Annotated in this window: 27 protein-coding genes; 18 read left to right on the top strand and 9 right to left on the bottom strand. The window is 62.6% G+C overall.

Features of this window, described 5'->3' with window-relative positions; translation table 11 throughout:
- Positions 1–534, top strand: a 534-nt coding sequence (locus AC1DZ8_RS30155) for an SIS domain-containing protein (RefSeq protein ID WP_477402129.1), incomplete at its 5' end; no start/stop codon positions are given.
- A gap of 93 nt (positions 535–627) precedes the next feature.
- Positions 628–1,386 (top strand): DUF502 domain-containing protein, encoded by a 759-nt coding sequence (locus AC1DZ8_RS30160; protein ID WP_477311026.1) that lies wholly within the window; start codon positions 628–630, stop codon positions 1,384–1,386.
- On the opposite strand, the gene recG is transcribed toward AC1DZ8_RS30160, so the two are convergent.
- Positions 1,338–3,446: an ATP-dependent DNA helicase RecG gene (recG, locus tag AC1DZ8_RS30165; RefSeq protein ID WP_477311024.1), complete on the bottom strand. Its 2,109-nt coding sequence runs from the start codon at positions 3,444–3,446 to the stop codon at positions 1,338–1,340. The two genes, AC1DZ8_RS30160 and recG, sit on opposite strands and share 49 nt — an antisense overlap.
- A gap of 92 nt (positions 3,447–3,538) precedes the next feature.
- Here recG and AC1DZ8_RS30170 point away from each other — a divergent pair, with 92 nt between their 5' ends.
- The 6 genes from AC1DZ8_RS30170 (at position 3,539) to AC1DZ8_RS30195 (ending at position 10,674) form a co-directional block, all read left to right on the top strand.
- A complete protein-coding gene (locus AC1DZ8_RS30170) occupies positions 3,539–3,826 on the top strand; it encodes an FAD assembly factor SdhE (RefSeq protein WP_142864970.1) in 288 nt (95 codons plus the stop codon).
- 71 nt (positions 3,827–3,897) lie between these two features.
- On the top strand, positions 3,898–7,395 hold the full coding sequence (mfd, locus tag AC1DZ8_RS30175) for a transcription-repair coupling factor (RefSeq protein WP_477311021.1): 3,498 nt from the start codon (positions 3,898–3,900) through the stop codon (positions 7,393–7,395).
- Positions 7,396–7,502: 107 nt separating this feature from the next.
- Entirely contained in the window at positions 7,503–7,835 is a 333-nt protein-coding gene (locus AC1DZ8_RS30180) for an Mpo1-like protein (protein ID WP_477311019.1), read from the top strand.
- Between the two features lie 2 nt (positions 7,836–7,837).
- Positions 7,838–8,272, top strand: coding sequence for a DUF3995 domain-containing protein (locus AC1DZ8_RS30185; RefSeq protein WP_477311017.1), 435 nt, complete (start codon positions 7,838–7,840; stop codon positions 8,270–8,272).
- Between the two features lie 135 nt (positions 8,273–8,407).
- Positions 8,408–9,781, top strand: a complete 1,374-nt coding sequence (locus AC1DZ8_RS30190) for a class II 3-deoxy-7-phosphoheptulonate synthase (RefSeq protein ID WP_477402132.1) — start codon at positions 8,408–8,410, stop codon at positions 9,779–9,781.
- 188 nt (positions 9,782–9,969) lie between these two features.
- A complete protein-coding gene (locus AC1DZ8_RS30195) occupies positions 9,970–10,674 on the top strand; it encodes a hypothetical protein (protein WP_477306448.1) in 705 nt (234 codons plus the stop codon).
- Here AC1DZ8_RS30195 and AC1DZ8_RS30200 read toward each other — a convergent pair.
- From AC1DZ8_RS30200 to AC1DZ8_RS30210, 3 genes are all read right to left on the bottom strand, one after another.
- Complete coding sequence (locus tag AC1DZ8_RS30200) at positions 10,671–11,456, bottom strand: RES family NAD+ phosphorylase (RefSeq protein ID WP_477306446.1); 786 nt, start codon at positions 11,454–11,456, stop codon at positions 10,671–10,673. The genes AC1DZ8_RS30195 and AC1DZ8_RS30200 overlap by 4 nt on opposite strands.
- On the bottom strand, positions 11,416–11,799 hold the full coding sequence (locus AC1DZ8_RS30205) for an antitoxin Xre/MbcA/ParS toxin-binding domain-containing protein (protein ID WP_477306444.1): 384 nt from the start codon (positions 11,797–11,799) through the stop codon (positions 11,416–11,418). The genes AC1DZ8_RS30200 and AC1DZ8_RS30205 overlap by 41 nt, the downstream gene beginning before the upstream one ends.
- 105 nt (positions 11,800–11,904) lie before the next feature.
- Positions 11,905–12,975: a GGDEF domain-containing protein gene (locus tag AC1DZ8_RS30210; protein WP_477306442.1), complete on the bottom strand. Its 1,071-nt coding sequence runs from the start codon at positions 12,973–12,975 to the stop codon at positions 11,905–11,907.
- Between the two features lie 324 nt (positions 12,976–13,299).
- Here AC1DZ8_RS30210 and AC1DZ8_RS30215 point away from each other — a divergent pair, with 324 nt between their 5' ends.
- From AC1DZ8_RS30215 to AC1DZ8_RS30230, 4 genes are all read left to right on the top strand, one after another.
- Positions 13,300–13,719 (top strand): GFA family protein, encoded by a 420-nt coding sequence (locus AC1DZ8_RS30215; RefSeq protein WP_477306440.1) that lies wholly within the window; start codon positions 13,300–13,302, stop codon positions 13,717–13,719.
- 79 nt (positions 13,720–13,798) lie between these two features.
- Positions 13,799–14,158: a diacylglycerol kinase gene (locus AC1DZ8_RS30220; protein ID WP_477306438.1), complete on the top strand. Its 360-nt coding sequence runs from the start codon at positions 13,799–13,801 to the stop codon at positions 14,156–14,158.
- 40 nt (positions 14,159–14,198) lie between these two features.
- A complete protein-coding gene (locus AC1DZ8_RS30225; RefSeq protein ID WP_477306436.1) occupies positions 14,199–14,792 on the top strand; it encodes a hemerythrin domain-containing protein in 594 nt (197 codons plus the stop codon).
- A 91-nt stretch (positions 14,793–14,883) separates the two neighbouring features.
- Positions 14,884–15,399 (top strand): hypothetical protein, encoded by a 516-nt coding sequence (locus AC1DZ8_RS30230; RefSeq protein ID WP_477306434.1) that lies wholly within the window; start codon positions 14,884–14,886, stop codon positions 15,397–15,399.
- Positions 15,400–15,475: 76 nt separating this feature from the next.
- Here AC1DZ8_RS30230 and AC1DZ8_RS30235 read toward each other — a convergent pair whose 3' ends face one another.
- Positions 15,476–16,081 carry a DedA family protein gene (locus tag AC1DZ8_RS30235; protein WP_477306432.1) on the bottom strand — a complete coding sequence of 202 codons (606 nt, stop codon included), beginning with the start codon at positions 16,079–16,081 and terminating at the stop codon, positions 15,476–15,478.
- Positions 16,078–16,635, bottom strand: a complete 558-nt coding sequence (locus AC1DZ8_RS30240) for a DUF1003 domain-containing protein (protein ID WP_477306430.1) — start codon at positions 16,633–16,635, stop codon at positions 16,078–16,080. Before AC1DZ8_RS30240 ends, AC1DZ8_RS30235 begins: the two co-directional genes overlap by 4 nt.
- Positions 16,636–16,735: 100 nt before the next feature.
- Here AC1DZ8_RS30240 and AC1DZ8_RS30245 point away from each other — a divergent pair, with 100 nt between their 5' ends.
- The 6 genes from AC1DZ8_RS30245 to AC1DZ8_RS30270 all read left to right on the top strand — a co-directional run bounded on the left by AC1DZ8_RS30245 (position 16,736) and on the right by AC1DZ8_RS30270 (position 23,743).
- The gene (locus AC1DZ8_RS30245) at positions 16,736–17,449 is read left to right on the top strand and encodes a DNA-3-methyladenine glycosylase I (RefSeq protein ID WP_477306429.1); all 714 of its coding nucleotides are present in this window, start codon (positions 16,736–16,738) and stop codon (positions 17,447–17,449) included.
- Between the two features lie 53 nt (positions 17,450–17,502).
- Positions 17,503–19,182 carry an NAD+ synthase gene (locus AC1DZ8_RS30250; RefSeq protein ID WP_477306427.1) on the top strand — a complete coding sequence of 560 codons (1,680 nt, stop codon included), beginning with the start codon at positions 17,503–17,505 and terminating at the stop codon, positions 19,180–19,182.
- A 35-nt stretch (positions 19,183–19,217) separates the two neighbouring features.
- Positions 19,218–20,102 (top strand): SPFH domain-containing protein, encoded by an 885-nt coding sequence (locus AC1DZ8_RS30255; RefSeq protein WP_477306425.1) that lies wholly within the window; start codon positions 19,218–19,220, stop codon positions 20,100–20,102.
- 13 nt (positions 20,103–20,115) lie between these two features.
- Positions 20,116–21,066, top strand: coding sequence for a diacylglycerol kinase catalytic domain-containing protein (locus tag AC1DZ8_RS30260; RefSeq protein ID WP_477306423.1), 951 nt, complete (start codon positions 20,116–20,118; stop codon positions 21,064–21,066).
- A gap of 72 nt (positions 21,067–21,138) precedes the next feature.
- On the top strand, positions 21,139–21,549 hold the full coding sequence (locus AC1DZ8_RS30265) for a GNAT family N-acetyltransferase (RefSeq protein WP_477306421.1): 411 nt from the start codon (positions 21,139–21,141) through the stop codon (positions 21,547–21,549).
- A 388-nt stretch (positions 21,550–21,937) separates the two neighbouring features.
- Complete coding sequence (locus tag AC1DZ8_RS30270) at positions 21,938–23,743, top strand: ABC transporter ATP-binding protein (protein WP_477402138.1); 1,806 nt, start codon at positions 21,938–21,940, stop codon at positions 23,741–23,743.
- A 45-nt stretch (positions 23,744–23,788) separates the two neighbouring features.
- Here AC1DZ8_RS30270 and AC1DZ8_RS30275 read toward each other — a convergent pair whose 3' ends face one another.
- From AC1DZ8_RS30275 to AC1DZ8_RS30285, 3 genes are read right to left on the bottom strand one after another with little or no spacing between them, the layout of a single operon-like run.
- Positions 23,789–24,202: a GFA family protein gene (locus AC1DZ8_RS30275; RefSeq protein WP_477306417.1), complete on the bottom strand. Its 414-nt coding sequence runs from the start codon at positions 24,200–24,202 to the stop codon at positions 23,789–23,791.
- A gap of 26 nt (positions 24,203–24,228) precedes the next feature.
- Positions 24,229–24,693: an SRPBCC family protein gene (locus tag AC1DZ8_RS30280; protein WP_477306415.1), complete on the bottom strand. Its 465-nt coding sequence runs from the start codon at positions 24,691–24,693 to the stop codon at positions 24,229–24,231.
- The gene (locus tag AC1DZ8_RS30285) at positions 24,690–25,010 is read right to left on the bottom strand and encodes an ArsR/SmtB family transcription factor (RefSeq protein ID WP_142864953.1); all 321 of its coding nucleotides are present in this window, start codon (positions 25,008–25,010) and stop codon (positions 24,690–24,692) included. The genes AC1DZ8_RS30280 and AC1DZ8_RS30285 overlap by 4 nt, the downstream gene beginning before the upstream one ends.
- Positions 25,011–25,200: the final 190 nt, after the last annotated feature.

The following is a 25,200-nucleotide window of genomic DNA, read 5'->3' on the forward strand; positions in this document are numbered from 1 at the left end:
CTGGTGCGCGCGCTTTCGGAGGCGCCACGCTACGCCAACCAGGTGCTGAAGCTCGAGGAACAGATCGAGCGCATTGCGCGTGAAATCTCGCGCTACAAGGACGTGCTCTATCTCGGCCGCGATACCAATTTCCCGCTGGCCATGGAAGGCGCGCTGAAACTCAAGGAAATCTCCTACATCCACGCCGAAGGCTATGCCGCGGGCGAGCTGAAGCACGGGCCGATCGCGCTGATCGACGAGAACATGCCGGTGATCGTCATCGCCCCGCACGACCGCATCTTCGAAAAGACCGTGTCGAACATGCAGGAAGTGGCGGCGCGCGGCGGCAAGATCATCCTGATCACCGACGCCAAGGGCGCCGCGCAGTCGAGCGTCAAGACGATGGAAACGATCATCCTGCCCGACGTGCCGGAGATCATCTCGCCGATCATCTACGCACTGCCGATCCAGATGCTGGCCTACTACGCCGCCGTCTTCATGGGCACCGACGTCGACCAGCCGCGCAATCTGGCGAAATCGGTGACGGTGGAGTAGCGCGCCGCTCATTGGCGGTCTTTAAAAACTTCGCAGTTCCAAAGCGCCTTGCGGTTCACTAATGTTGCGCTGCAACCCGCGCCCCGGTGACCCATGTCCGATGCTCCCAGAACTTCCGGCATGACCCGGCTGAGGAATTATTTCCTCACAGGCTTCATCGTCTGCGCGCCGCTGGCGATCACCGCCTATATCGCCTGGTCGTTCATCGGCTGGGTCGATTCCTGGGTGAAACCCTACATTCCGGCGCGCTATAGCCCCGACACCTATCTGCCGTTTCCGGTTCCCGGTTTCGGCCTGATCGTGGCGCTCATCCTGATCACGCTGATCGGCTTCATGACGGCCAACATTGTCGGCCGCGCCATCGTCAATTTCGGCGAGCGGCTGCTTGGCCGCATGCCGCTGGTGCGCGGCATCTACGGTTCGCTGAAGCAGATTTTCCAGACGGTGCTGTCGAACAAGGGCGACATGTTCCGCCAGGTCGGGCTGGTCGAATATCCGCGCAAGGGCGTCTGGTCGCTGGTCTTCGTCGCCAGCGAGAAGGAGACCGAGATCAACCAGAAGCTCGACCAGGAGGGCGATCCGATGATCGCCGTGTTCATGCCGTGCACGCCGAACCCGACCACCGGTTTCCTGATGTATGTGCTGAAATCCGACATCGTGCTGCTCGACATGACGATCGAGGACGGCGCCAGGCTGATCGTCTCGGCCGGGCTGGTGGCGCCCGAGGTCAAGCCGAAAATGGTGACGGTGAATGGCGAGCCGATCGACGGCGATCTCGCCAACCCGCCGCTCGGCGCCCTGGCTCAGCCGGCGCGCAAGAGCCGCACGGCCTCGTCGCGGCCGAACAAATAGAGCAGCAGGCGCAGCGCTTCTCCGCGTTCGGATTGTAGCTCAGAGTCGCGTGACAGGACCAGCCTTGCATCGTCGCGGGCGGCTTCGAGCAGATCCGCATGCGCCTCGATGCGCGCCACCTGGAAACCCGGAGTGCCGGACTGGCGGGTGCCGAGCAACTCGCCCTCGCCGCGCAGCTTCAGATCCTCCTCGGCGATCAAAAAGCCGTCCTCGGTCTCGCGCATCACCGACAGCCGGCGCTTTGCCGTTTCGCCGAGCGGGTCCTTGTATAGCAGCACGCAGGAGGAGGGCTTGTCACCGCGCCCGACGCGGCCACGCAGCTGGTGCAGTTGTGCCAGACCAAAGCGCTCGGCGTGCTCGATGACCATGATCGTGGCGTCCGGTACGTCGACGCCGACCTCGATGACCGTGGTGGCGATCAGGATGCGGGTCTCGCCGACCTTGAAGGCGCGCATCGCCTCGTCCTTTTCGGCGCCCTTCATGCGGCCATGCACAAGGCCGATGCGGTCGCCGAACAAAGGTTGTAGCGAGGCAAACCGGTCCTCGGCCGACATCAGCTTGATCTCTTCGGATTCCTCGACCAGCGGGCAGATCCAGTAGATCTTCTGGCCGTCGGCGACGGCGTCGAGCATGCGTCCGACCAGTTCGTCCAGCCGCTCCAGCGGCAGGGTGACGGTGCGGATCGGCTGGCGGCCAACGGGCTTTTCCGTCAGCTTGGACACATCCATGTCGCCGAAGGCGGTCAGCACGAGCGTGCGCGGGATCGGCGTTGCCGTCATCACCAGCATGTCGGGCGCGTCGCCCTTGGCGGTGATGGCAAGCCGCTGGTGAACGCCGAAGCGATGCTGCTCGTCGACGACAGCAAAGACGAGGTCGTGATAGGTCACCGTTTCCTGGAACAGCGCATGGGTGCCGACGACGATGTCGATGTCACCGCTGGCGAGACCCGCCAGCGTTTCGGTGCGCTCGCGGCCCTTTTCACGGCCGGTAAGGATGGCGACGCGCAGGCCGGCCTGCTCGGCCAGCGGGGTGATTGTCGCCAAATGCTGACGCGCCAGGATTTCGGTCGGCGCCATCAGCGCTGCCTGGCCGTCGGCCTCGACGGCGCGTGCCATGGCGAGCAGCGCGACCACCGTCTTGCCGGAGCCGACATCGCCTTGCAGCAGGCGCAGCATGCGTTCGGGATCGGCGAGATCGGCGTTGATTTCGGCGAGCGCGAATTCCTGGCTGCCGGTCAATGAATAGGGCAGGGCCGCGCGCAATTTCTCGACGATGCGGCCGTCGCCGATCAGCGGCCGGCCCGACAGGCGGCGCACCTTTGCCCGCACCAAAGCGAGCGACACCTGGCCGGCGAGAAGCTCGTCATAGGCGAGACGGCGCCATGCCGACCCTTCGATGGCGACGTCGATCGGGTCCGCCGGATAGTGAATTCGGGCGAGCGCATCGGCAAAGGCAGGAAACGTCTGCTTGCGCATGAAGGCAGCGTCCTGCCATTCCGGCAGTTCCGGCAGGCGGCCGAGCGCCTGGCCGATGGCGCGGCGCAGCACCTTGCCAGACAGGCCGGCGGTCAACGGATAGACCGGCTCGACCAGCGGCAAGCTCTCCGTGTCACCGGCGAGCGCGATATGGTCGGGGTGAACCATGGTCGGGCGGCCGTTGAACCATTCCATGCGGCCGGAGACGGTGACATGTTCGCCCACCGGCATCGCCTTTTCGAGATAGGCGGCATGGGCGTGAAAGAAGGTCAGCCCGATCTCGCCGGTGTCGTCATGGGCATAGACGCGGTAAGGCACCGACCGGTTGCCGCGCGGTGGCGGCTGATGGCGGTCGATGCGCACGTCGAGTGTGACGATGGCGCCGGCTGGTGCCAGCGCGATGCCGGGACGATTGCGGCGGTCGATGACGGTGTGCGGCAGCACGAACAACAGGTCGCCAGCGCGAGCGGGCCGATCGCCGAGATCGGCTGCCACCACCTTCTCGATCAGCGCGCCAACCTTCGGCCCGACGCCGGCAAGCGAAGTGATCGGGACGAATAGCGGATCGAGAAGGGAAGGACGCATGATGTCAGCTTATGTCGCGACGGCCATTGCGCAAGGCTGACACCGCCCTCTATCCACGCTATATGCGCCGCACCAGGCGAGGATGCGGCACGATGACCGGGACGAAACGATCAAGCGAGGGGCTGGATATCAGGCGTCGCAAGCTGTTGTTCCGCTCCTGGCATCGCGGTATGCGCGAGATGGACCTGATCCTCGGCACCTTTGCCGACAACGAGATCGGCGCCTTGACCGGCGACGAAATCGACCAATATGAAAGGCTCCTCGACATTCCCGACACCGAATTCCTGCCCATGGTCACCGGCGAACGCCCGGTTCCCGGGGATATCGACTGTGCCGTCCTGCAAAAGATCCTGGCATCGCGCCGGACCATGACATTCTGAACACAAGCAATTCCAGGAAAAGTGCGAAGCGGTTTTCCTACGGGAATTGCGACAACCAAGACCGTGCAATCATGAGCCTCATTCCCAAAATCGGTCTGCCGAAAGGCCGCGCCGGCCAGTTCATCGTCGACGGCGTCGCCGACGGCTACGAAGCCTTTGCGCTGGTGCAGGCGATCCATGAGATTGCGCCGGACAAGCCCGTGCTGTTCGTGGCGCGTGACGGCCAGCGCCTGCCGGCGATCACCGAGGCGCTGACCTTTGCCGCGCCCGGCCTGCCGGTGCTGGAATTGCCGGCCTGGGACTGTCTGCCTTACGATCGCGTCTCGCCCGGCTCGGATGCCGCCGCCAAGCGGCTCGATGCGCTTACCGCAATGATCGCGCTGGCCAAAAAGCCGCATCGCGCGGTCATTCTGACCACAGCCAATGCGCTTCTGCAGCGCATTCCGCCGGCTGATCTGGTCGAGGCACAGACCTTTCACGCCAGGCCCGGCAACCAGATCGACATGAACGCGCTGGTGTCGCGGCTGGAGATTTCCGGCTTCGAGCGGGTGCCGACGGTGCGCGGCGTCGGCGAATTCGCGGTTCGCGGCGGCATCCTCGACCTTTACGCGCCCGGCTGGACGGAGGCGCTGCGGCTCGATTTCTTCGGCGACACGCTGGAATCGATCCGCGTCTTCGACGCCGCGACGCAGCGCACCACCGGCCAGCGCAAGTCGATGGCGCTGCAGGCGATGAGCGAAGTGGCGCTGACGCCCGAAACCATCAGCCGCTTCCGCCGCTCCTATATCGAAGCCTTTGGCGCGCCGCAGCGCGATGACGGGCTTTACGCGGCGGTGAGCGAAGGCCGGCGGTTTGCCGGCATGGAACATTGGCTGCCGCTGTTCTACGAGCGGCTGGAGACGGTGTTCGACTATCTGCCGGACGCGCCCGTCATCTTTGATCATCTGGCGCATGAGGCGCTGGCCGAGCGCCATACGCTGATCCTCGACCATTACGAGGCGCGCCGCAAACAGGCCGACGCCGCCTTGAAGGACGCCGTGCCCTACAAGCCGGTGGCGCCGGACCTGCTCTATCTCTCGCCGGAAAACCTGGTGGCGTCGCTCGGACCGCGCGAAGCCATCGACTTCACCGCCTTCGATGCACCCGATGTCGGGGCCAGGAAAGTCTTCCATGGCGGTTCGCGTCATGGCCGCAGCTTTGCCGAGGAACGCGCCGACCCCAACGCCAACGTCTTCGACGTGGTGGTAAAACACATCGCCGACGAGCGCGCGGCGCGCCGCCGCGTCATCGTCGCCGGCTGGACTGAAGGCTCGCTCGACCGGCTCAGCCAGATTCTCGCCGAACATCATCTCGGCAATCTCGTGCCGGTGGCGACGCTCTCCGAGGCGGAAAAGCTCGAGCCGGGGCAGGCAGCGCTTGCCGTGCTGCCGCTGGAATCCGGCTTCGAGACCGAACAGCTGGTCGTCGTCGCCGAACAGGATATTTTGGGCGACCGGCTGATCCGGCGCTCAAAACGCAAGAAGCGCGCGTCCGACTTCATCGCCGAGGCGTCGTCGCTTTCGGCCGGCGACATCGTCGTTCATGCCGATCACGGCATTGGCCGCTTCATCGGCCTGCGCACCATCGAGGCGGTCGGTGCGCCGCATGACTGCCTGGAAATCCACTATGCCGGCGACGACCGGCTGTTCCTGCCGGTGGAAAACATCGAGCTTCTGTCGCGTTACGGTTCGGATTCGGCCGAAGCCTCGCTCGACAAACTCGGTGGCGGCGCCTGGCAGTCGCGCAAAGCGCGGCTGAAGAAGCGCCTGCTCGACATGGCGGGACAGCTGATCCGCATCGCCGCTGAGCGCCAGATGCGCTCGGCCCCCACCATGGTGCCGGCGGAAGGGCTCTACGGCGAATTCTCGGCGCGCTTCCCCTATGAGGAGACCGACGACCAGCAGGGCGCGATCGATTCCGTCATGGACGATCTCGGCGCCGGCAAGCCGATGGACCGGCTGATCTGCGGCGATGTCGGCTTCGGCAAGACGGAAGTGGCGCTGCGCGCCGCCTTCATCGCTGCCATGGAAGGGTTCCAGGTCGCTGTCGTGGTGCCGACGACGCTGTTGTCGCGACAGCATTTCAAGACGTTTTCGCAGCGCTTCTCCGGCCTGCCGATCCGCGTCGCCCAGGCCTCGCGGCTGGTCGGCGCCAAGGAACTGGCGGAAACCAAGAAAGGCATCGCCGAGGGCCAGGTCGATATCGTCATCGGCACCCATGCGCTTCTCGGTTCCGCGATCTCGTTTAAGAATCTCGGCCTCTTGATCATCGACGAGGAGCAGCATTTTGGCGTCAAACACAAGGAGCGGCTGAAGGACCTCAAGACCGACGTCCATGTGCTGACGCTGTCGGCAACGCCTATTCCTCGCACCTTGCAGCTTGCCTTGACCGGGGTGCGCGAACTGTCGCTGATCGCCACGCCACCGGTCGACCGGATGGCGGTGCGCACCTTCATCTCGCCTTTCGATCCGCTGGTCATCCGCGAGACGCTGCTGCGCGAGCGCTATCGCGGCGGCCATTCCTTCTATGTCGTGCCGCGTATCAGCGATCTCGCCGAAATCCATGATTTCCTGAGGGAATCCGTACCGGAGCTGAAGGTGGCGGTGGCGCATGGCCAGATGCCGCCGGGCGAACTCGACGACATCATGAATGCCTTCTATGACGGCCAGTATGACGTGCTGCTGTCGACCACCATCGTCGAATCCGGCCTGGACATACCGACCGCCAATACGCTGATCATTCATCGCGCCGACATGTTCGGCCTGTCGCAGCTCTACCAGCTGCGCGGCCGCGTCGGCCGTTCCAAGGTGCGGGCGTATGCGCTGTTCACGCTGCCGGCCAACCGCAAGCTGACCGACACGGCCGAGCGGCGGCTGAAAGTGCTGCAGTCGCTGGACACGCTCGGCGCCGGCTTCCAGCTCGCCAGCCACGATCTCGATATCCGTGGCGCCGGCAATCTTCTGGGTGAAGAGCAGTCCGGCCATATCAAGGAGGTCGGCTTCGAACTCTACCAGCAGATGCTGGAGGAGGCGGTGGCCGAGGTGAAGGATTCCGGCGAGGTCCAGGACGGCGGCTGGTCGCCGCAGATTGCGGTGGGCACGGCTGTCATGATCCCGGAGAGCTATGTGCCGGACCTGCAACTGAGGCTTGCGCTTTATCGCCGCCTCGGCGATCTCGAAAACACCGAGGAAATCGACGCTTTCGGCGCCGAGTTGATCGACCGTTTCGGCCCGCTGCCGGAGGAAGTAAAACATCTGCTCAAGATCGTCTTCATCAAGGCACTCTGCCGCAAGGCCAATGTCGAGAAGCTCGATGCCGGGCCAAAGGGCGTCGTCATCCACTTCCGCAAGCGCGAATTCTCCAACCCGGTGGGGCTGGTCAAATACATCGGCGAGCAAGGCTCGCTGGCCAAGATCAGGGCCGACCATAGCGTGGTCTTCATCCGCGATTGGCCAACCGCGGAGAAGCGGCTGGCAGGTTCGGCTGTCGTCATGACGCAGTTGGCGCGGCTGGTGGAGAAGGCCGCCTAGAGCAGGAGCAAAGATCGCTTCATGGTCTGCGACGATTGGAGCCATTGAGGTATTTGGGCCTAAGGCGTCAGATGGATCCTGCAACTCATCGCTGAACGGGGAATTCCATGAACCCGCAGACCTTCGATGAATACTGGCTCGGCTATCTCGCCGGCCATTCAAAACCTTCGACCCGGTTTATCCACTATATCGGCCTGTTTTTCGCGCCGCTCGCCGGGATTGCCGCATCCTTTCTGGTCGTTTGGTGGGCTTTTCTGGTCATCATTCCGTTCTTCTATGTCGCGGCTTTGCTCACGCACCCTTTCCTTGAGCACAACAGCAACAAGCCGTTCGCGGATCGGCCGTTGTGGAGCGCCATCGCCTTGCTGCGCATGCTTGCACTCGATCTGACGGGTGGGCTCGGTCGCCAGCTCAGGCGGTTGAACGAGGTCGCCCGATAGGCATGGCGAGCGTGGTCGTCGCTCTCTGCTCGGCCATTCTTCTGCTCGGGGCCGGCTTTCATCTCTATTGGGGGGTCGGTGGGCGGATCGGCGCCGGCGTCGCACTGCCGCAACGCGAGGACGGCACGCTCGCCATCAAGGAGACGGCCTTCGGGGCGCTGGCGGTGGGGGTGATCCTGGTTGTGGTGCTGCTGCTGGTTTTCGGCTTCACAGGGGCGGTTCACCTGCCAATGCCGCAACCCTTGCTGAAGGCGGGCATCATCTTGTGGGCGTTCATATTCACCGCGAGGGCGTTGAGCTGGTCGCGGTATTTCGGGTTGTTCAAGCGGGTCAGGACCACACGTTTTGCCAGCTATGACAGCTGGTTCTACAGCCCGTCATGCCTGCTGTTGGGGCTGGGCCTGTTCTATCTCGCTCTGTCACAGACGGTAGGGTGAGCCGCCGGCCGGCATTCGCCAGCGCTTGAATTCCGGTCTAGAATAGGAAATCGGCTTCGTGTATGGAGCCGCGAACCCCATATGGGGCGGGAATGGCGGGCAAAGCCCCGCTGGAAAGAGCGTTTGGGTGCAGCGATGACGAAATGGTCGCCGAATTCTTGGAGAGCAAAGCCGATCAAGCAGGTTCCTGCCTATCCGGACCTTGCCGCGCTGAAGAACACGGAAGCCCAGCTCGCCACCTTTCCGCCGCTGGTTTTTGCCGGTGAGGCACGCAAGCTGACGAAGCAGTTGGCGGCTGTCGCAAACGGCGACGCCTTCCTTCTCCAGGGCGGCGATTGCGCCGAGAGTTTCGCCGAGCATGGCGCGGACAATATCCGCGACTTCTTCCGCGTCTTCCTGCAGATGTCGGTGGTGCTTACCTTTGCCGGCGCGCAGCCGGTGGTGAAGGTCGGCCGCGTCGCCGGCCAGTTCGCCAAGCCGCGCTCGTCCGACAACGAGACCAAGGGCGAGGTGACGCTGCCGAGCTATCGCGGTGACATCATCAATGGCATCGAGTTCGACGCCAAGTCGCGCATTCCCGACCCGGCTCGCCAGGAGATGGCCTACCGCCAGTCGGCGGCGACGCTCAACCTGTTGCGCGCCTTCGCTCAGGGCGGCTACGCCAGCCTGGAGAATGTGCATCGCTGGATGCTCGGCTTCGTCTCCGACAGCCCGCAGGGTGAAAAATACGAGTCGCTTGCCAACCGCATCACCGAGACTATGGACTTCATGAAGGCCGTCGGCATCACCTCGGAGACCAACTACGCGCTGCGCGAGACCGATTTCTACACCAGCCACGAGGCGCTGCTGCTCGGCTATGAAGAGGCGCTGACCCGTGTCGATTCGACCTCTGGCGACTGGTACGCCACGTCGGGCCACATGATCTGGATCGGCGACCGCACGCGCCAGCCCGACCATGCGCATGTCGAATATTGCCGCGGCATCAAGAACCCGCTCGGCCTCAAATGCGGTCCGTCGCTGACGGCTGACGGCTTGCTGGAGCTGATCGACCTGCTCAATCCGGAGAACGAGCCGGGCCGGCTGACACTGATCGCCCGCTTCGGCTCCGACAAGGTCGCGGACCATCTGCCGAAGCTGGTGCGCGCGGTGCAGAAGGAAGGCCGCAGCGTCGTGTGGTCATCCGACCCGATGCACGGCAACACCATCGAGGCCGCCGGCTACAAGACGCGGCCGTTCGACCGCATCCTCAAGGAAGTACAGACCTTCTTCGAAGTGCATCGCGCCGAGGGCACGCATCCCGGCGGCATCCATGTCGAGATGACCGGCAAGAACGTCACAGAATGCACCGGCGGCGCCCGCGCCATCACCGCCGAGGAACTGCAGGACCGCTATCACACCCATTGCGACCCGCGCCTCAACGCCGACCAGGCGATCGAACTGGCATTCCTCGTCTCCGATTTGCTCAAGAAGAGCCATCCGGTGCAGCACAAGCAGGTTGCCAACGGCTGAACCCGTTTGCTGGCTGACTTGATCGAAGGCGCCGGAGAAATCCGGCGCTTTTTTCGTTTTGTGACGATGCATGGCGGGTTGTCATCACATCCGAACTGACGAAAATGTGTCCGCGCGCGACCATTGCAAGACCAAGATTGAGGCGGAACGCGGAAGCTCCGAGCCCTCTGCATCCGGTCGCCAGCACCATGCGCCACGAGCACGCCATCATTCATCACCGCGCGCTTGACTTCTGGTTGGCGCGCGCCGCGGTCCTCGTCATCATCTGCCTGCAGCTTCTGGTCATCAACAACCTGTCGTTCGGGCCGCGTTGGCTGGCGCCCATGATCGAGGCGACGCTGCTTGTGCCGCTGTCGATCGCGACCGCCTGGACACAGATGGCGGCGCAGAAGGCCGTCGACCACGAGCATTGGTATGCGATCGGCCGGTTTCGCGTCTACATCCGCCGGACGGCGCTGGTCATGACCGGCGTCATCAGCACCATGAACTGCGGGGCACTGGTCCTGCTGGTCAAGGCGCTGCTCGAAGGCCATGCGGGCGCCGGAACGACGCTGCTTGTCGATGCGCTGAACATCTGGGTCACCAATGTCATCGTCTTCGCTCTGTGGTTCTGGAGCACCGACCGGGGCGGGCCGCCGACCTGCGGTCTGGTCAAGCGCGCGCAGGCCGACTTCCTGTTCCCGCAAATGACGCTGCCCGACCGCGAAACCCATGGCTGGCTGCCGGGCTTCATCGACTATGTGTTCCTGGCCTTCACCAATGCGACAGCGTTCTCGCCGACCGACACCTTGCCGCTCAGCCAGCGTGCCAAGCTGCTGATGATGGCGGAGGCGATGATCTCGCTGCTGACGATCGCGCTGGTGGCGGCGCGTGCCGTGAACATCCTCGCTTAGCGGGGAGGCGGTTTAGCGCCCCGTTCCCAGCGCAGTCCATTCAGACGGGGATCATTGGCGAACGCCGTCCTTGAAAACTCGATTCGCCTTTCCGGAAATTCGCAGATCGCCTGGACGCCGAACGAGCCGAGCCGGATGCGCCAGGTGTGCGGCTCCAGCGGCTTGGCCTTGGCAAAGCCACGGCATGTCAGCAACGCTACATTGGTGCCCTTCGGATCGCGCGCCGAACGGTAGCGGATCGCCTCCAGCCCGGCCTCGCGCGCGACATCGGCAATCGCCTGGCAGGCGGCATAATCGGTCGGATGCGTCCACTGAGCCTCATCGCGATCGAGCGGCGGCCGCGTCAGGTCGACGGCTTTGTCGGTGTGGATCGCAGCGGCGAAGGCGGTGTATTCAGCGGCGTCGTGCGGCCACGGCGTGTCGGGCGAATCGGCGAAGAACAGCAGGCGGTAGAAGGCCATTTCGGCGACGGCCGTCATGATCGTCTCCGCCGCGTAATAGACGCCAAGGGTGCGGCCGGCGCGGCGGAAGCGCGAGCCGTAGGGATAGACCGAGCCGTAGCGGAAGGGCGTCGCCAGGAGGTAGTGGAGATGCCGGCATTCCAGGGGGATCTGCGGCTTGGTCTCCTCGATCAGATCCTCGAGCAGCGCCTGCTCGTCCAGCGTGTCGACGACTTTCAGCGTCGAGACGCGGTGCTGCGCCTCAACCATGCGCCAGCATTTGCCGTCGAGCCGTACCGCTTCAGACCAGAGCGCGTCGGGAGTCCAGATAGGCAATGACATCGACAAGCCCGGTGATGGTGAGGATCTTTTCAAGCGGGCTGCCATCGAACGCCGTGTTGGCGTTCTTCAGCCATGCCCGGGCTATCGTCTCGTCACCACCGACAATGGCGTCGAGCGAACGGAACAGCCGCACGAACAGCACCGCAAGCTCGAACGGCTTGGTGCCGCGCTCCAGCAGGAATTCCTGCCTGCGCATGCGCGAAACCGTGGCTTCCGAGACGCCGATGATCGACGCCAGCATCCTGGAGGTAATATCCAGGAGCTCGGCCGCGCGCAGTGTTGCCTTGGTCAGAACCGCGTTTTCGGCCGTCTTGGCGGCTATTTTGGGTTGTGTCGTCGACATGGCCTCTCTCTTTCCATGGAAAATATAGTCCACGAAAATTCATATGGAAAGAGGCGATGTTCAACAAATTTGCACAAGCCAGCGAGCAGGCTGTGCGCCGAAGCGTCAGTCTTTCTTGTAGAGCAGCCAGTTCTTGCCGGTGCGGCCGGCCATCGTCGAATGCCGGGTGACGCGGTTGCGCCCACCGACCTTGGAGCGGTAGAGCGCCCGGTCCGCCTTGGTGTAGAGATCCTCCGGGCTTTCGGCCTCGGAGGCCATGCAGATGCCCATGGAAACGGTCACCGTGCCGTAATTGATGCCGGTGTGGCTGCTGGTGAACGGCGTCTGTTCGATCAGCACGCGGATGCGTTCGGCGATCTCGTAGGTGGTATCCTCGCTGGCGCCTTCGATGATCAGCGCGAATTCCTCGCCGCCGGTGCGGGCAACGAACATGTCTTCGCGGATGCTGGTCTGGAAGATCTCGGCGACGATCTGGATGATCTTGTCACCGACCGGATGGCCGTAGCGGTCGTTGACATCCTTGAAATGGTCGATGTCGGCAAGGATCAACGCGTTGAACAGGATGCCCTTGTTGGAGGTATAAATCCTGGTGATTTCCTTGTCGAAGGCGCGCCGGTTCCAGATATGGGTCAAGGGGTCGGTGTCGGCGAGCCGCTTATACTCCTCAAGCTTCGACTTGACGCTCTCCAGTTCCGCCGTCTTCTCGCTGAGCGTGGTGGCAACCTGCTTGCCATGGTCAAGGGTCGAATTGGTGGCGACCGCCATGGCGCTGGCGACTTTCTGCAAGAGATCTTGTGAAAGCAAGCTGCGATTGGCCAGCCCGCTCGACGTCTCGTCAAGGATCCTGCCGTATTTCTCGATATGGCTGCGTTCGCTGCGCAGCAGCAAGGCGATATCCTCGAGTTCCCTGGCCAGCACGTCGCGCGCCTGCTCGACAATGCCGGGACCATGATGCTGGGCAAAGAAGGCTCGACCGATGCGGTCGAGATCGTCCTGTGTCGGCCGATTGCCGAGCGCGACGACGGCAAGGCCGAGTTCGCGATTGGTGCCCTTCAGCGCTTCATAGAAGATTTCGTAATTGCGCGGCAGGCCAAGCACGCCGAGCTGGCGCATGGTCGTCACAACGGCTGTTGCAATGTCGCTGTTTCGGTCGGTCTGGGCGGCTGCCGGCTGCATGTTCTGTTCACTCTACCCCTGGGAACCATCGCAGACCTGCGCGTGCGAGATGTCGCCGACCGGGGGAGGACCAGCCGTATTTCGGATCATCTTACGAAAGACGCGTCCCCAATCGCGACCTTCGCTTGGCAACGACCATAAATGCGCCGGCGCTAAAGTTTCCTTAATGTGCCGCTAGGGAACGCGACAATTCTACTTCAGGCTGCAGTGGGAGAAGCGCGAACACGCCCATCTCATGTCGCATTTGCTGGTGCCCGGCTTTCGCAAAACTGAAATCCTCTCTGGTAGCGTCGAAGCCGTGAACGATGGCAGTGGAGGGCAGGGATGGGTGATATCAGCAGCGGGTCTTGCCTGTGCGGGGCGGTGCGTTTCCAGACGCAAGGGCCGTTGCGCGGCGTGATCTATTGCCACTGCTCGCAGTGCCGCAAGCAGAGCGGGCATTTTTACGCCGCAACCAACGTCGCCGATGACAACATCACCATAACGGGGACTGAGAACATCACCTGGTACGAAGCGTCCTCTTTTGCCAGGCGCGGCTTCTGCAAGACATGTGGCTCGGTGCTGTTCTGGAAGCCCGGCCAGGACGCGTATGTCTCGGTTCTGGCCGGATCGTTCGATGCCCCGACAAGGCTCGAGGGCGAATGCCACATCTTCGTCGGCGACAAGGGCGATTACTACACGATCGACGATGGGTTGCCGCAGTTCGAGAGGTCGACGCCGACGATCAAGGTTGCGGACGAGTGATTTTTGGCATGGCTGCCTTATTCCCTTGATCCGGCCATTGCGATATCCCCTCCCGGTGATTCGAAGGGGATGCGCGGGCATGCAACGGCTGATCGATGCTTTCTTCAATTCGGTGCGGGCTTTTCGCAAGCTCGCCGCCAGCGAAAAGGCGTTCCAGCAGGAACTGATACTGCTCGTCCTTGCGCTGCCGCTCGGCTGGTTCGTCTCGGTGTCGTGGCGCGGCTATGCGCTGTTGATCGGCGCCGTGCTGCTTTTGATCATGGTCGAGGTGCTGAACACCGGCATCGAGGCCGCTTGCGATGCCTTCAGCCGCGAGTTCAACATCGACATCCAGCTGGCCAAGGATTGCGGCTCGCTGGCAGTGCTGATTTCGGTGATCATCGTCGCCGGCGTTTGGGGCATCGCCATTATCGAGCGCATCACAGGGCTACCGATCTAGCCCTGCCATTCCTATCTGTCGGTCACCAAAGGAGACTGACATGACCGAGGCCGCCAATTCCCTGTTGCTTGAACGTGCCGGCCTGCCGGACGACTTGCTCTGGCTGGCGCAGAAATATCCAAGGGAAAACTGGCAGGGTCATGCCAACGTCCACGGCCTGGCCAATATGTGGCTGCAGCGGCACGACATGTTCCGCGAACTAGGCGGCATGCTCACCAACGGCATTGGCGACTATCGTGAGGGCAGGCTGACGGCGCCGGATTTCGCGCGCTGGTTCGCGCCGCGGCTCAACCATTTCCTCGGCAATCTCGACGGGCATCACAATGTCGAGGACTATCAATATTTCCCGGCCTTCGCCAAGGCCGAGCCGCGCCTGCAACGCGGCTTCGAGATTCTCGATGCCGATCACCACACCATTCATGAGGGGCTGGAGCGCAATGCCGAAGCGGCGAACGCCTTCATCCGCACGCTTGAGGAGAGTGAGGACAAGCAGCGCTTCGCCGCCGACGCCTATGCCGACGAGAACGACCGGCTGATCGCCATGCTGAAACGGCATCTTGCCGACGAGGAGGATTTGATCATCCCGCTGATCCTCGACCGCGGCGACCGCGCCTTGATCGAGGACGACGACTGAACTAGGCCGTAAACTCATAAACTGTGGACCAGCGACGCAGGCGATGGCAGGTGGTGTTTGATTGTGAGGCTTTGGAAGGTAGGATACCCTGATGCTCTCGCTTGAAGACCACCGATGGGGCGAACTGCAGCATGCATACGGCCGCGCGGTGAACGTTCCAGGTCTGCTGCGGGAATTGCGCTCAGCCACCAGTCCTAAGAATGGCTATCAGGAAGAGCCGTGGTATAGCCTCTGGTCGAGTCTTTGCCATCAAGGTGACGTTTATACAGCCTCTTATGCAGCTGTTCCGCATATCGTGGAAATCGCAGCTAAGACGCGAACGCCCATCGACTCTTCATTCTTCCAGCTACCTGTAGCTATTGAAGTTGCGCGGAGAACGGGGCGCGGACCTGAGATCTCCACCGAATGCGCCGACGACTATCACCGCGCTCTGGCGAGCCTTGGAGAGGTCGTAAGTCTCCATCGAAATGATGCTTGGGATCAATCGATGCTTTTGTCGGCGATGGCTGCTCAGGCCGTTGCAAAAGGTCATGTCGATGTCGCGGAGGCCATGCTGAATTTGGACAGCGATCTGATCGCCAAAATCAACAGGCTTGAGTTCAATTAGACTTTCCTTCGACCGCCCAAGCTGCCCTCAAGCTTGTAGCCGTCCGCATTTGGATACGAAGTAATGAGTCTACGTCCTACGTTGCTTCGCTGTCGCGGGCGTCCTTGGCGCTCTCCTTCCTGGCGACCGAGCGGGCGAGGACCCAGGCAAGGATGGCGACGACAAGCCCGATGGCGAGCGCAATCAGCAGCCGTTCGTGACGGTGTAGTGCCTGGCCGACGATACGCTCGGCACCCAGTCCGAAGACATAGCCGATGCCGCAGAACAGTGCCGCCCATACCAGCGACGAGATGGCGTTGAGAACGACGAAGCGCGTCACCGTGATGCTGGCGAAGCCTGCCGCGATGCCGCCGACCAGACGCAGGCCATAGATGTAGCGGTTCGACAGCACGAAGATGTTGGGATGCGAGGAGACCAGACGGTATGCGTGATTGAAGCCCGGCCTGGCTTTCAGTTTGCGAACGTAAGGATGGTCGGCAAAGCTCCGCCCGAGAATGAAGAAGAAAGTGTCGCCGACGAAGGCGCCAAGGGCGGCTGCGAGGAAGGCCTGCCACAGGATGAAGACGTGCTGGTGCGTGAAGAAGCCGCCGAGGATGGCAGCGCTTTCACCTTCGGCGACGCAGCCGAGAAAGACGGCGATCAGCCCATACTGCTCGATGAGATGATGGATGGTCTCCGTCATGATGTCTGCGGCATCAGCCGTTCGTCGATCCGCTTCAGCTGTTCGGCGATCTGCGCGATCTCGTCGCGCATGCCGATGATCTGGCTGTGGCGCAACTCGTCCAGCTTTTCATGCAGCGCCATGATCTCGATCTCGGCCTTGAGATTGACCTCATAGTCGTGAGCGGCGTCGATGCGGTCGCGCGCGGCCTGGCGGTTCTGCGACATCATGATCACCGGCGCCTGTAGTGCCGCGATCATCGACAGAACCAGATTGAGGAAGATGAAGGGGTAGGGATCGAACGAGTCTCGCCCCAGCAGCCACCAATTGGCGCCGATCCACAGAACCAGGAAGGCGATGAAGGACAGAATGAATGTCCACGAGCCGCCGATGCGGGCGATGGCATCCGCGATCCGGTCGCCGGCGCCCTCAAGACCGGTGAGGCTGTCGTTGATGTCCTGCGAGATCGGCTTGCGGTCGACGGTGCTCTGCAACACCCGCCGCTCGAGTTCGCTGAGGGTCTCAGGCGTTCGCTTGAGCCAGCGGTTGGCCAGTTCTGGCACGGTCTTGTGCATTGGTCGCCTCCATGGTCAGCGTCTGCCTAGACCTAGAGACTACCGGCGCGAACGGGAAGTGGTAGATTGCCGCGTCCACCCACACTGAATCAGGGTGCCAATGGCCGACTTCGAGAAAATTCGTGCCCGTGCGGCAAAACGCAAAGGCGGCGAGGCGGTGCTGACGTCGCTGCTAGGGCCTTTGCCTGACAATGCGGCCGTGGCCAAGATCACCGACGACCGAATCTTGTCGACGATGGCCGAGCGGGTGTTTGCCGCCGGCTTCGTCTGGCGCGTCATCGAGCAGAAATGGCCGGGCTTCGAGGAAGCCTTCCTGCATTTCGAGCCGAAGCGGCTGTTGTTCCAGCCCGATGATTTCTGGCACGATTTGACGGCCGACAAGCGCATCGTGCGCAATCCGCAGAAGATCAAATCGGTGCGCGACAACGCCGCCTTCGTCGAGCGTGTGTCGAAGGAGCATGGCGGCTTCGGCAAGTTTCTGGCCGAGTGGCCGGCGGACGACCAGGTCGGGCTGATGGCGTATCTCGGCAAGTATGGCAGCCGGCTCGGCGGCAATACCGGCCAGTATTTCCTGCGCTGGCTGGAATGGGACGCCTTCGTCGTCTCGACCGATATGGCGGCGGCCTTGCGCGACGCCGGCCTCGACATCGCCGAAAGCCCGACCTCGAAGAGGGATCTCGACAAGATCCAGGCGCAGATCAACAAATGGGCTGAGGAGACTGGCCTGCCGCGCCGGCACATCTCGCGCATCCTGGCGATGTCGATCGGCGAGAACCATTCGCCTGAGGCGCTGCGCGAATATATGGGCGAGTAGTGGTCCAAACGAACGCCATTGCTCGGGCAATTCTGCCGCGCTAAACCGCAGGCATGACCAAGAAGACCGCTCCTGACACGCTTCGCATTGCCGTTGCCCAGTTGAACCCGATCGTCGGTGACATCGCCGGCAATCTCGCCAAGGCGCGTGAGGCGAGGGCGGACGCTGCCAGGCAGGGCGCTGACCTCGTCCTGTTCACGGAACTTTTCATCTCCGGTTATCCTCCGGAGGATCTGGTGCTGAAGCCGGCCTTTCTGGAGGGTTGCCTCAAGGCAACAGAAGAGTTGGCGCGCGAAACCGCGGATGGTGGTCCCGGCATCATCATTGGATTTCCGCGGCAGGGCGAGAAAGGCAAGCACAATTCGGTGGCTGTGCTCGACGGAGGCAAAATCCTTTCGACCCGAGACAAGGTTGATCTGCCAAACTATGGCGAGTTCGACGAGAAGCGTGTCTTCTCGGAAGGTTCGATCTCCGGTCCCACCAATTTCCGCGGGGTGCGGATCGGTATCCCGATCTGCGAGGAGATCTGGAACGATTTCGGCGTCTGCGAAACGCTGGCTGAAAGCGGGGCGGAACTGCTGTTGGTGCCGAACGGCTCGCCCTATTATCGCGGCAAGCTCGATGTGCGCCATCAAGTGGCGCTGCGCCAGGTGATCGAAAGTGGTCTTCCGCTTCTGTTCGCCAATCAGGTCGGCGGGCAGGACGAACTCGTGTTCGACGGCGCGAGTTTCGCTTTCAACGCAGACAAGTCTCTCGCTTTCCAGATGAGCCAGTTCGAGGAAATTGTCGACGTCACCACCTGGAAGCGCACGGATGCCGGCTGGGTCTGCTCGGAAGGGCCGATGTCGAAAATCCCCGAGCGCGAGGAGGCCGACTACCGCGCCTGCATGCTGGGGCTGCGCGACTACGTCAACAAGAACGGCTTCAAGAATGTGGTGCTCGGTCTCTCCGGCGGCATCGATTCGGCGATCTGCGCCGCACTGGTTGTTGATGCGCTGGGCGAAGAGCGGCTGCGCGCGGTGATGATGCCCTACCGCTACACCTCGAAGGATTCGCTGAAGGACGCCGAGGACTGCGCCCGCGCGCTCGGCTGCCGCTACGATATCGTGCCGATCTTCGAGCCGGTCGAAGGCTTCCTGCATGCGCTGACGCAGCTTTTCGAAGGCACCAAGGAAGGCATCACCGAGGAAAATCTGCAAAGCCGTGCGCGCGGCACGATCCTGATGGCGATCTCGAACAAGTTCGGCTCGATGGTGGTCACCACCGGTAACAAGAGCGAGATGTCGGTGGGCTATGCCACGCTCTATGGCGACATGAATGGCGGCTTCAATCCGATAAAAGACCTCTACAAGATGCAGGTCTATGCGCTGTCGCGCTGGCGCAACAGCCATGTGCCGCCGGGCGCGCTCGGGCCGTCCGGCGAAGTGATCCCGAAGAACATTATCGACAAGGCGCCGTCGGCGGAACTGCGCGAAAACCAGACCGACCAGGATTCGCTGCCGCCCTATCCGGTGCTGGACGACATTCTGGAGTGCCTGGTCGAAAACGAGATGGGCGTCGACGACATCGTCGCGCGCGGCCATGACCGGGCGACGGTGACGCGCGTCGAACATTTGCTCTACATTGCCGAATACAAACGCCGGCAAGCGGCGCCGGGCGTGAAGATCACTCGGAAGAATTTTGGCCGCGACCGCCGCTATCCCATCACCAATCGTTTCAGGGATCGCGGGTAAATATCTGATTTAATTGATGAACCTTGGGGGCTCGTATGTTTGTCAGCTATTTCAAGGGAACGCCTGAATACCACATCCTACGCTTCAAGAACGGCAAGGTTCGGGAGCAGGGGCGCGGCATCTCCTTCTGGTACGGCACGTTCGGCACCACCATCGCCATGGTGCCGGTGACGTCGCTCGACAACCCGTTCATCTTCACCGAGACGACGGCGAATTTCCAGGATCTGGCGATCCAGGGTTCGGTCAGCTATCGCATTGTCGATCCGCTCAAGGCGGCGGAAGGTTTCGACTTCAGCGCCAAGCTCAGCCGTTCCGATGTCGCCGGCGACGGCCGCGAGAAGATCGCCGAACGCCTGGTGCTGGCCATACAGAGCCGGGCGCGCGCGGTGGTCTCGAACATGACGCTGGAACAGGCGCTGGCCGAAGTGACGAAGCTCGGCGGCAATCTGGCCGAACTTCTGCGCGGCGATCGGATTGCCGCGACCGCGGGCCTGTCGATCGAAGAGGTCCACATCACCTCGGTGCAGCCGACGCCGGAAATCCGCAAGGCGCTGCAGACCGAATATCGCGAGGCGCTACAGCGCCAGGCGGATGCCGCTATCTATGGGCGCCGCGCCTGGGGCGTCGAGAAGGAGCGCGAGATCAAGCAGAGCGAACTGGCGACCGAGATCGAACTTGCCGAACGCAACAAGCTGCTGGTCGACACCGAGGCGCGCAACAAGTTGACGCTGGCCGAGGCGGAAGCCAAGGCGCAGCAGCTCGAACTCACCGTCTATTCGTCGGCGCCGGCGCATGTGCTGACAGCGATGGCCTTCAAGGCCTGGGCGGAAAAGGGCGGCTCGGTCGGCAATCTGTCGATCACGCCCGACATGCTGACCAGCGCGCTGAGCCAGCTTTCCACGCCGAAGACCGGGTCCTGAAAGGTAGGAACGCGTGGCCGGCGACCAGAGCGACAGGCCGATCGACCGGGTGATCGTCGTCACCCGCAAGACCGAGCTTGAGGAACTGACGACGCGATTCAACACACAGGGTCAGGCGCGCTTTTACCTCAGGCAGGCCGGCATGGATTTCGACCCGGTCAAGGCTGCGCATGATGTCTATCACCAGGCGCTCGACCGGGTGATGGGGTCGCTTCCCCAGGGCCTCAAGCAATTGCGGCTCGACCGGGAACTGGTGCCGCAGTTCGAGTTCGGGTCCGACGTGGTGATTGCGCTCGGCCAGGACGGGCTGGTCTCCAACACCGCCAAATATCTGCCGTATCAGCCGCTGATCGGCATCAACCCGAACCCGGCGCTTTTTGACGGCGCCCTGCTGCCGTGGCGCGCAGAAGATACCGAAAAGGTCCTCGGCCTGACACTCTCCGGCAGGGCGAAGCGCCAGGCGGTGGTGATGGCCGAAGCGCGTTCCAATGACGGCCGCCGGCTAATCGCCTTCAACGACCTGTTCGTCGGCGCCTCGACGCATGTCTCGGCCCGCTATGAACTGACCTATGGCGGCAGGACAGAGCGCCAGTCTTCCAGCGGCATCATCATTTCGACCGGCGCCGGCTCAACCGGTTGGCTGCGCTCGGTCATGGCGGGCGCCGCCGGACTGGCCGCGGCCTATGGCGACACCGCAGTGCCGACCGTGCCGCCGCAAGGCTATGACCGCGAGGGCGAGCAGCTGTTCTTTTCGGTTCGCGAACCGTTTCCGAGCAACACGACCGGCGTGTCGCTGGTGCATGGCGTCATCACCCGCGACCGGCCGCTGGTGATTTCGTCGCGGCAGAGCAGAGGCGGCGTCATCTTCAGCGACGGGATGGAGGTCGATTTCGTCGAGTTCAATTCCGGCACCGATGTGACGATCGCGATCGCCGACCAGAAAGCCTATCTCGTGGTGCCGTAAGCGTACTGCGCGGGCAAACCAAATCACCGATCGGACCAAAGTTCGGCCGCCCCTTATTTTTTGCGAGACACCATGCCCGACTGTGAAATCAGCTTCGACATGTCACGGATCGATTTCCGGGCGACCTCCGACCTGTTGATGGCGAGCTACTGGGGCAACGGTCGCAGCGATGAGTTTCATCGCCGCGCCTTTGCCAACTCGCTTTGCACCGGCGCCTATCTGGATGGAAATCAAGTCGGTTTTGGCCGGGCCATCACCGACCGTGCGGTGTTTGCCTATCTCGCCGACATCATCATCTGGCCGCAGCATCGCGGCCGGGGCATTGGCTTGCAGTTGGTGCGGGCGCTCATCGATCACCCTGAACTCAGCATGGTCTCGCACTGGAGCCTGTCGACCGGTGACGCGCATGGCGTTTATGAGAAGCTGGGCTTCAAGGGATCGACCGATGGCCGCTACATGCGCCTCGATCGCAACCCGGAATGAGGCACGCAGGCGAAGCCCGCCCGCCGGTTGTTGCAAAATAACCTCACTGGTTGGACCAGATAGGCTTTGCCGCGCGCTCGCTCTTGGCGATCCGCCGGGGCGTCTCTATAAGGACCGCTCCGCAATTGTCTTGCGGGAGGTCCGAATGGCAGTATTTCACATGGTAATGCGAGGCCGCGAAGCCTAGGTCTCACCCGGTGTCCGGCGAAGGTTTGTCCTTCGCGCCGATGCCGGGTCGAGTACAGGCTTCTGCCGATGCCGGTCGCCCCCGATATCTAGGGCGCGCCGCCACCTATGCCGAACCTCCGCAGCCCCGGGCGAATTGCCCAGCGCGGTTTTCAATTTTCGACCTTACCGGGACCGGGCACGTTTGCGCCCGGATGACATCATGGCTCGTTTTCGAATCGATCTGCGCGCAAGCGCCTTTCGCAGCGTTCTTGGCTTCACGCTCAGCCACTGGCGGCGCCAGCCCTGGCGGCTTTCGCTGATCATGGGCGGCTTCCTGCTGTCGACTTTGGCCGACGTCTTGACGCCGCTCTATTCCGGCCGGCTGGTCGATGCCGTCGCCAGCAGTGCGGCGGCTGACGATGTCGCGTGGAATGCGGCAATGGCAGCCTTCTTCGCGCTCGTTGGCCTGGCGCTGACCGGCGTGGTGCTGCGCAACCTCGCCTTCATGGGCATTGTCGAACTGACGCTCAAGATGATGGCCGACATCGCCGCCGATGCGTTCCATCGCGTCCAGCGCTTCTCCACTGACTGGCACGCCAACAGCTTTGCCGGCTCGACGGTGCGCAAAATCACGCGTGGCATGTGGGCGCTCGACCTGCTCAACGACACGATCCTGATCGCATTGCTGCCCTCGGTCGCCATGCTGGTCGGCTCGACGCTGCTGCTCGGCTGGTTCTGGCCGCTGATGGGGCTGGTCGTGGCGGTCGGTTCGGTGCTGTTCATCATGGTGACGGCGATGCTGTCGCTCGGCTATGTCGCGCCCGCGGCACGGCTTGCCAACAGCTGGGATACACGGCTTGGCGGCTCGCTCGCCGATGCGGTGAGCTGCAATGCGGTGGTCAAGGGCTTTGGCGCTGAGACGCGTGAGGAAACGCGTCTTGCCAGGGTCGTTGCCAAATGGCGGGCGCGCACGCGCCGCACCTGGGTGCGCGGCACCATCAACGGCACCACGCAAGGCGTCATGCTTCTGGTGCTGCGGACGGCGGTGATCGGGCTGTCGCTGATGCTGTGGGCCTGGGGCCAGGCAAGTGCAGGCGATGTCGCCTTCGTCCTGACATCGTTCTTCGTGCTGCAAGGCTATCTCCGGGATATCGGCACGCATATCCGCAATTTGCAGCGTTCGATCAACGACATGGAGGAAATGGTCGATTTCCAGTCGCAACCGCTCGGCATCGAGGACCGGCCCGGCGCTCGGCCGATCCGGATCACCGATGGTCGTATAGGCTTCGACAACGTCACCTTCCACTATGGCAGTCATCGCTTGCCGCTCTACCGCGACTTTTCGGTGGACATTGCGCCCGGTGAACGCGTTGGGCTGGTCGGTCATTCCGGCTCGGGCAAGACGACCTTCGTCAAGCTGATCCAGCGTCTTTATGACGTCAGCGCCGGTAGGATCCTGATCGACGGGCAGGACATCTCGCAGGTGGCGCAAGCGTCGCTGCGGGCGCAGATCGCCATTGTCCAGCAGGAGCCGATCCTGTTTCACCGCTCGCTGGCGGAGAACATCGCCTATGCCCGGCCCAACGCCACACAGGCGGAGATCGAGCATGCCGCGAAGCTCGCCAGCGCGCATGACTTCATCACGAGCCTGCCCAAGGGTTACGGCACGCTGGTCGGTGAGCGCGGCGTGAAACTGTCGGGCGGCGAACGCCAGCGTGTGGCGATCGCGCGTGCCTTCCTGGCGGACGCACGCATCCTGATCCTGGACGAGGCGACATCGAGCCTCGATTCGGAATCAGAGGTGTTGATCCAGCAGGCGATGGAGCGGCTGATGGTCGGCCGCACAACGCTGGTCATCGCGCACCGGCTGTCGACGGTGCGGGCGCTCGACAGGCTGCTGGTGTTCGACCGCGGCAAGATCGTCGAGGAGGGCTCGCATGACGAGCTGATCCGGCTGAAGGGCGGCATCTACCGCCGTCTGTTCGAGCGCCAGGCGCTGGAACTGACCAAGGGCCTGGTGATCTGAGCTGAATGCAGGGCCCCATCCGAAGGGATAGGGCCCTGCTTTGGTTCATCCGGGCATTCTCTCGAATGGCTGAAGCACGGGATCGATCGTGTCCCAGGCATGGCCGCGGAAGGTGTAGGTGACAGCGTGCGGGTTGAACTGGCCGGGGTCGTCAAGGCTGGTGGCGTGGATCGCCGTCAGCTCCGGCATGGCGACAAAGGTCAGGTAGAGCGGCGTGCCACAGGTCGGGCAAAAGGCCTGGATCTTTTCATTGCCGCTGTCTGCGATCATCCGCCAGGTGCTTGGCTGGCCGGTGATCTTTACGTCAGCGCGCTTGCCGAAGGTTACAAAGGAGCCATGGCCCGTGCCGCTGCGCTTCTGGCAATCGAGGCATTGGCAGTGGTTCTGGAAGATCGGCTCGCCGCTCGCCTCAAAACGGATCGCGCCGCAGGCGCAGCCGCCGATAAAATGCCTGGTCATTGTCGTTCTCCCGCTGGAAGCTTGCTTCAGGCCGATTTCGGCTTGGCGAAAAGGTCGATGCCGGTGCCGGTCTCGAGGAAGGATTTCATGCTGGCGAGCACGGCCGGCCAGCCCTGGCTAACGCCCTTGGCCATGCCGCTGCCGGCCTCGAGCTCGTCATGGCTGACGGTCAGCTTGACCATGGTGTCGTATTCCTCGATGGCGAAGGTCACCCGGCTTTGTTTGGTCGGATCGTCGGCCTGCGAGGCGTTGGCCCAGGTTATGACCAGACGGGTCGGCGGCGAGATTTCGACCACCTTGCCGACGAGTTCGACGGTGCGCTCGTCATTGGCGCGGATGTGTTCCCATTTCGAGCCCGGCTTCCAGTCAGAGACGTTCTCGTGGGCCCAGTAGCGCTTGGCGATATCGGGCTTGGTTATGGCCTCGAACACCTTTTGCGGCGTCGAGCGGATGTAGGTCACGTAGACAAAACTGGTGGTTTCTCGGGTCATTGGTCGTCTCCTTCGAGTTCTTGCTTCAGGTCGTGCAGCAGGCTCAGCCGCTGCCGTTCGAATTTGCGCACCCACCGCTCGTAGACTTCGTGCAGCGGCACGGGGTTGATGAAATGCAGCTTTTCGCGGCCACGCTTGACCGTGCTGATCAGATTGGCAGCCTCCAAAAGATCGATGTGCTGGGTCGCGGATTGCCTCGCCATGTCGAGGTTTTCGCAAAGCTGGCCCAGCGTCTGCCCGTTCTTCTCGCACAGAAGATCGAGCAGCTTTCTGCGGGTCGGATCACCCAGCGCTTTAAAAACCTTGTCGGCGTCCATCGGTCTCACTCATCTTGCAATCACAATATGCAGGTAAATACCTGCATGTCAACTCGCAACCAATCGCAACCCGGAAGGGGGAGGGATCTGTCGATGTCAGATGGGAGTTGGATCGACGGCGCCGCGGGCGAAGGATCGAATGGAATCAATGGGCAAGACCCATGCGGGCGCATGGGAACATGGCACGACC

The sequence above is a fragment of the Mesorhizobium sp. P2_F7 genome, from assembly GCF_056403695.1.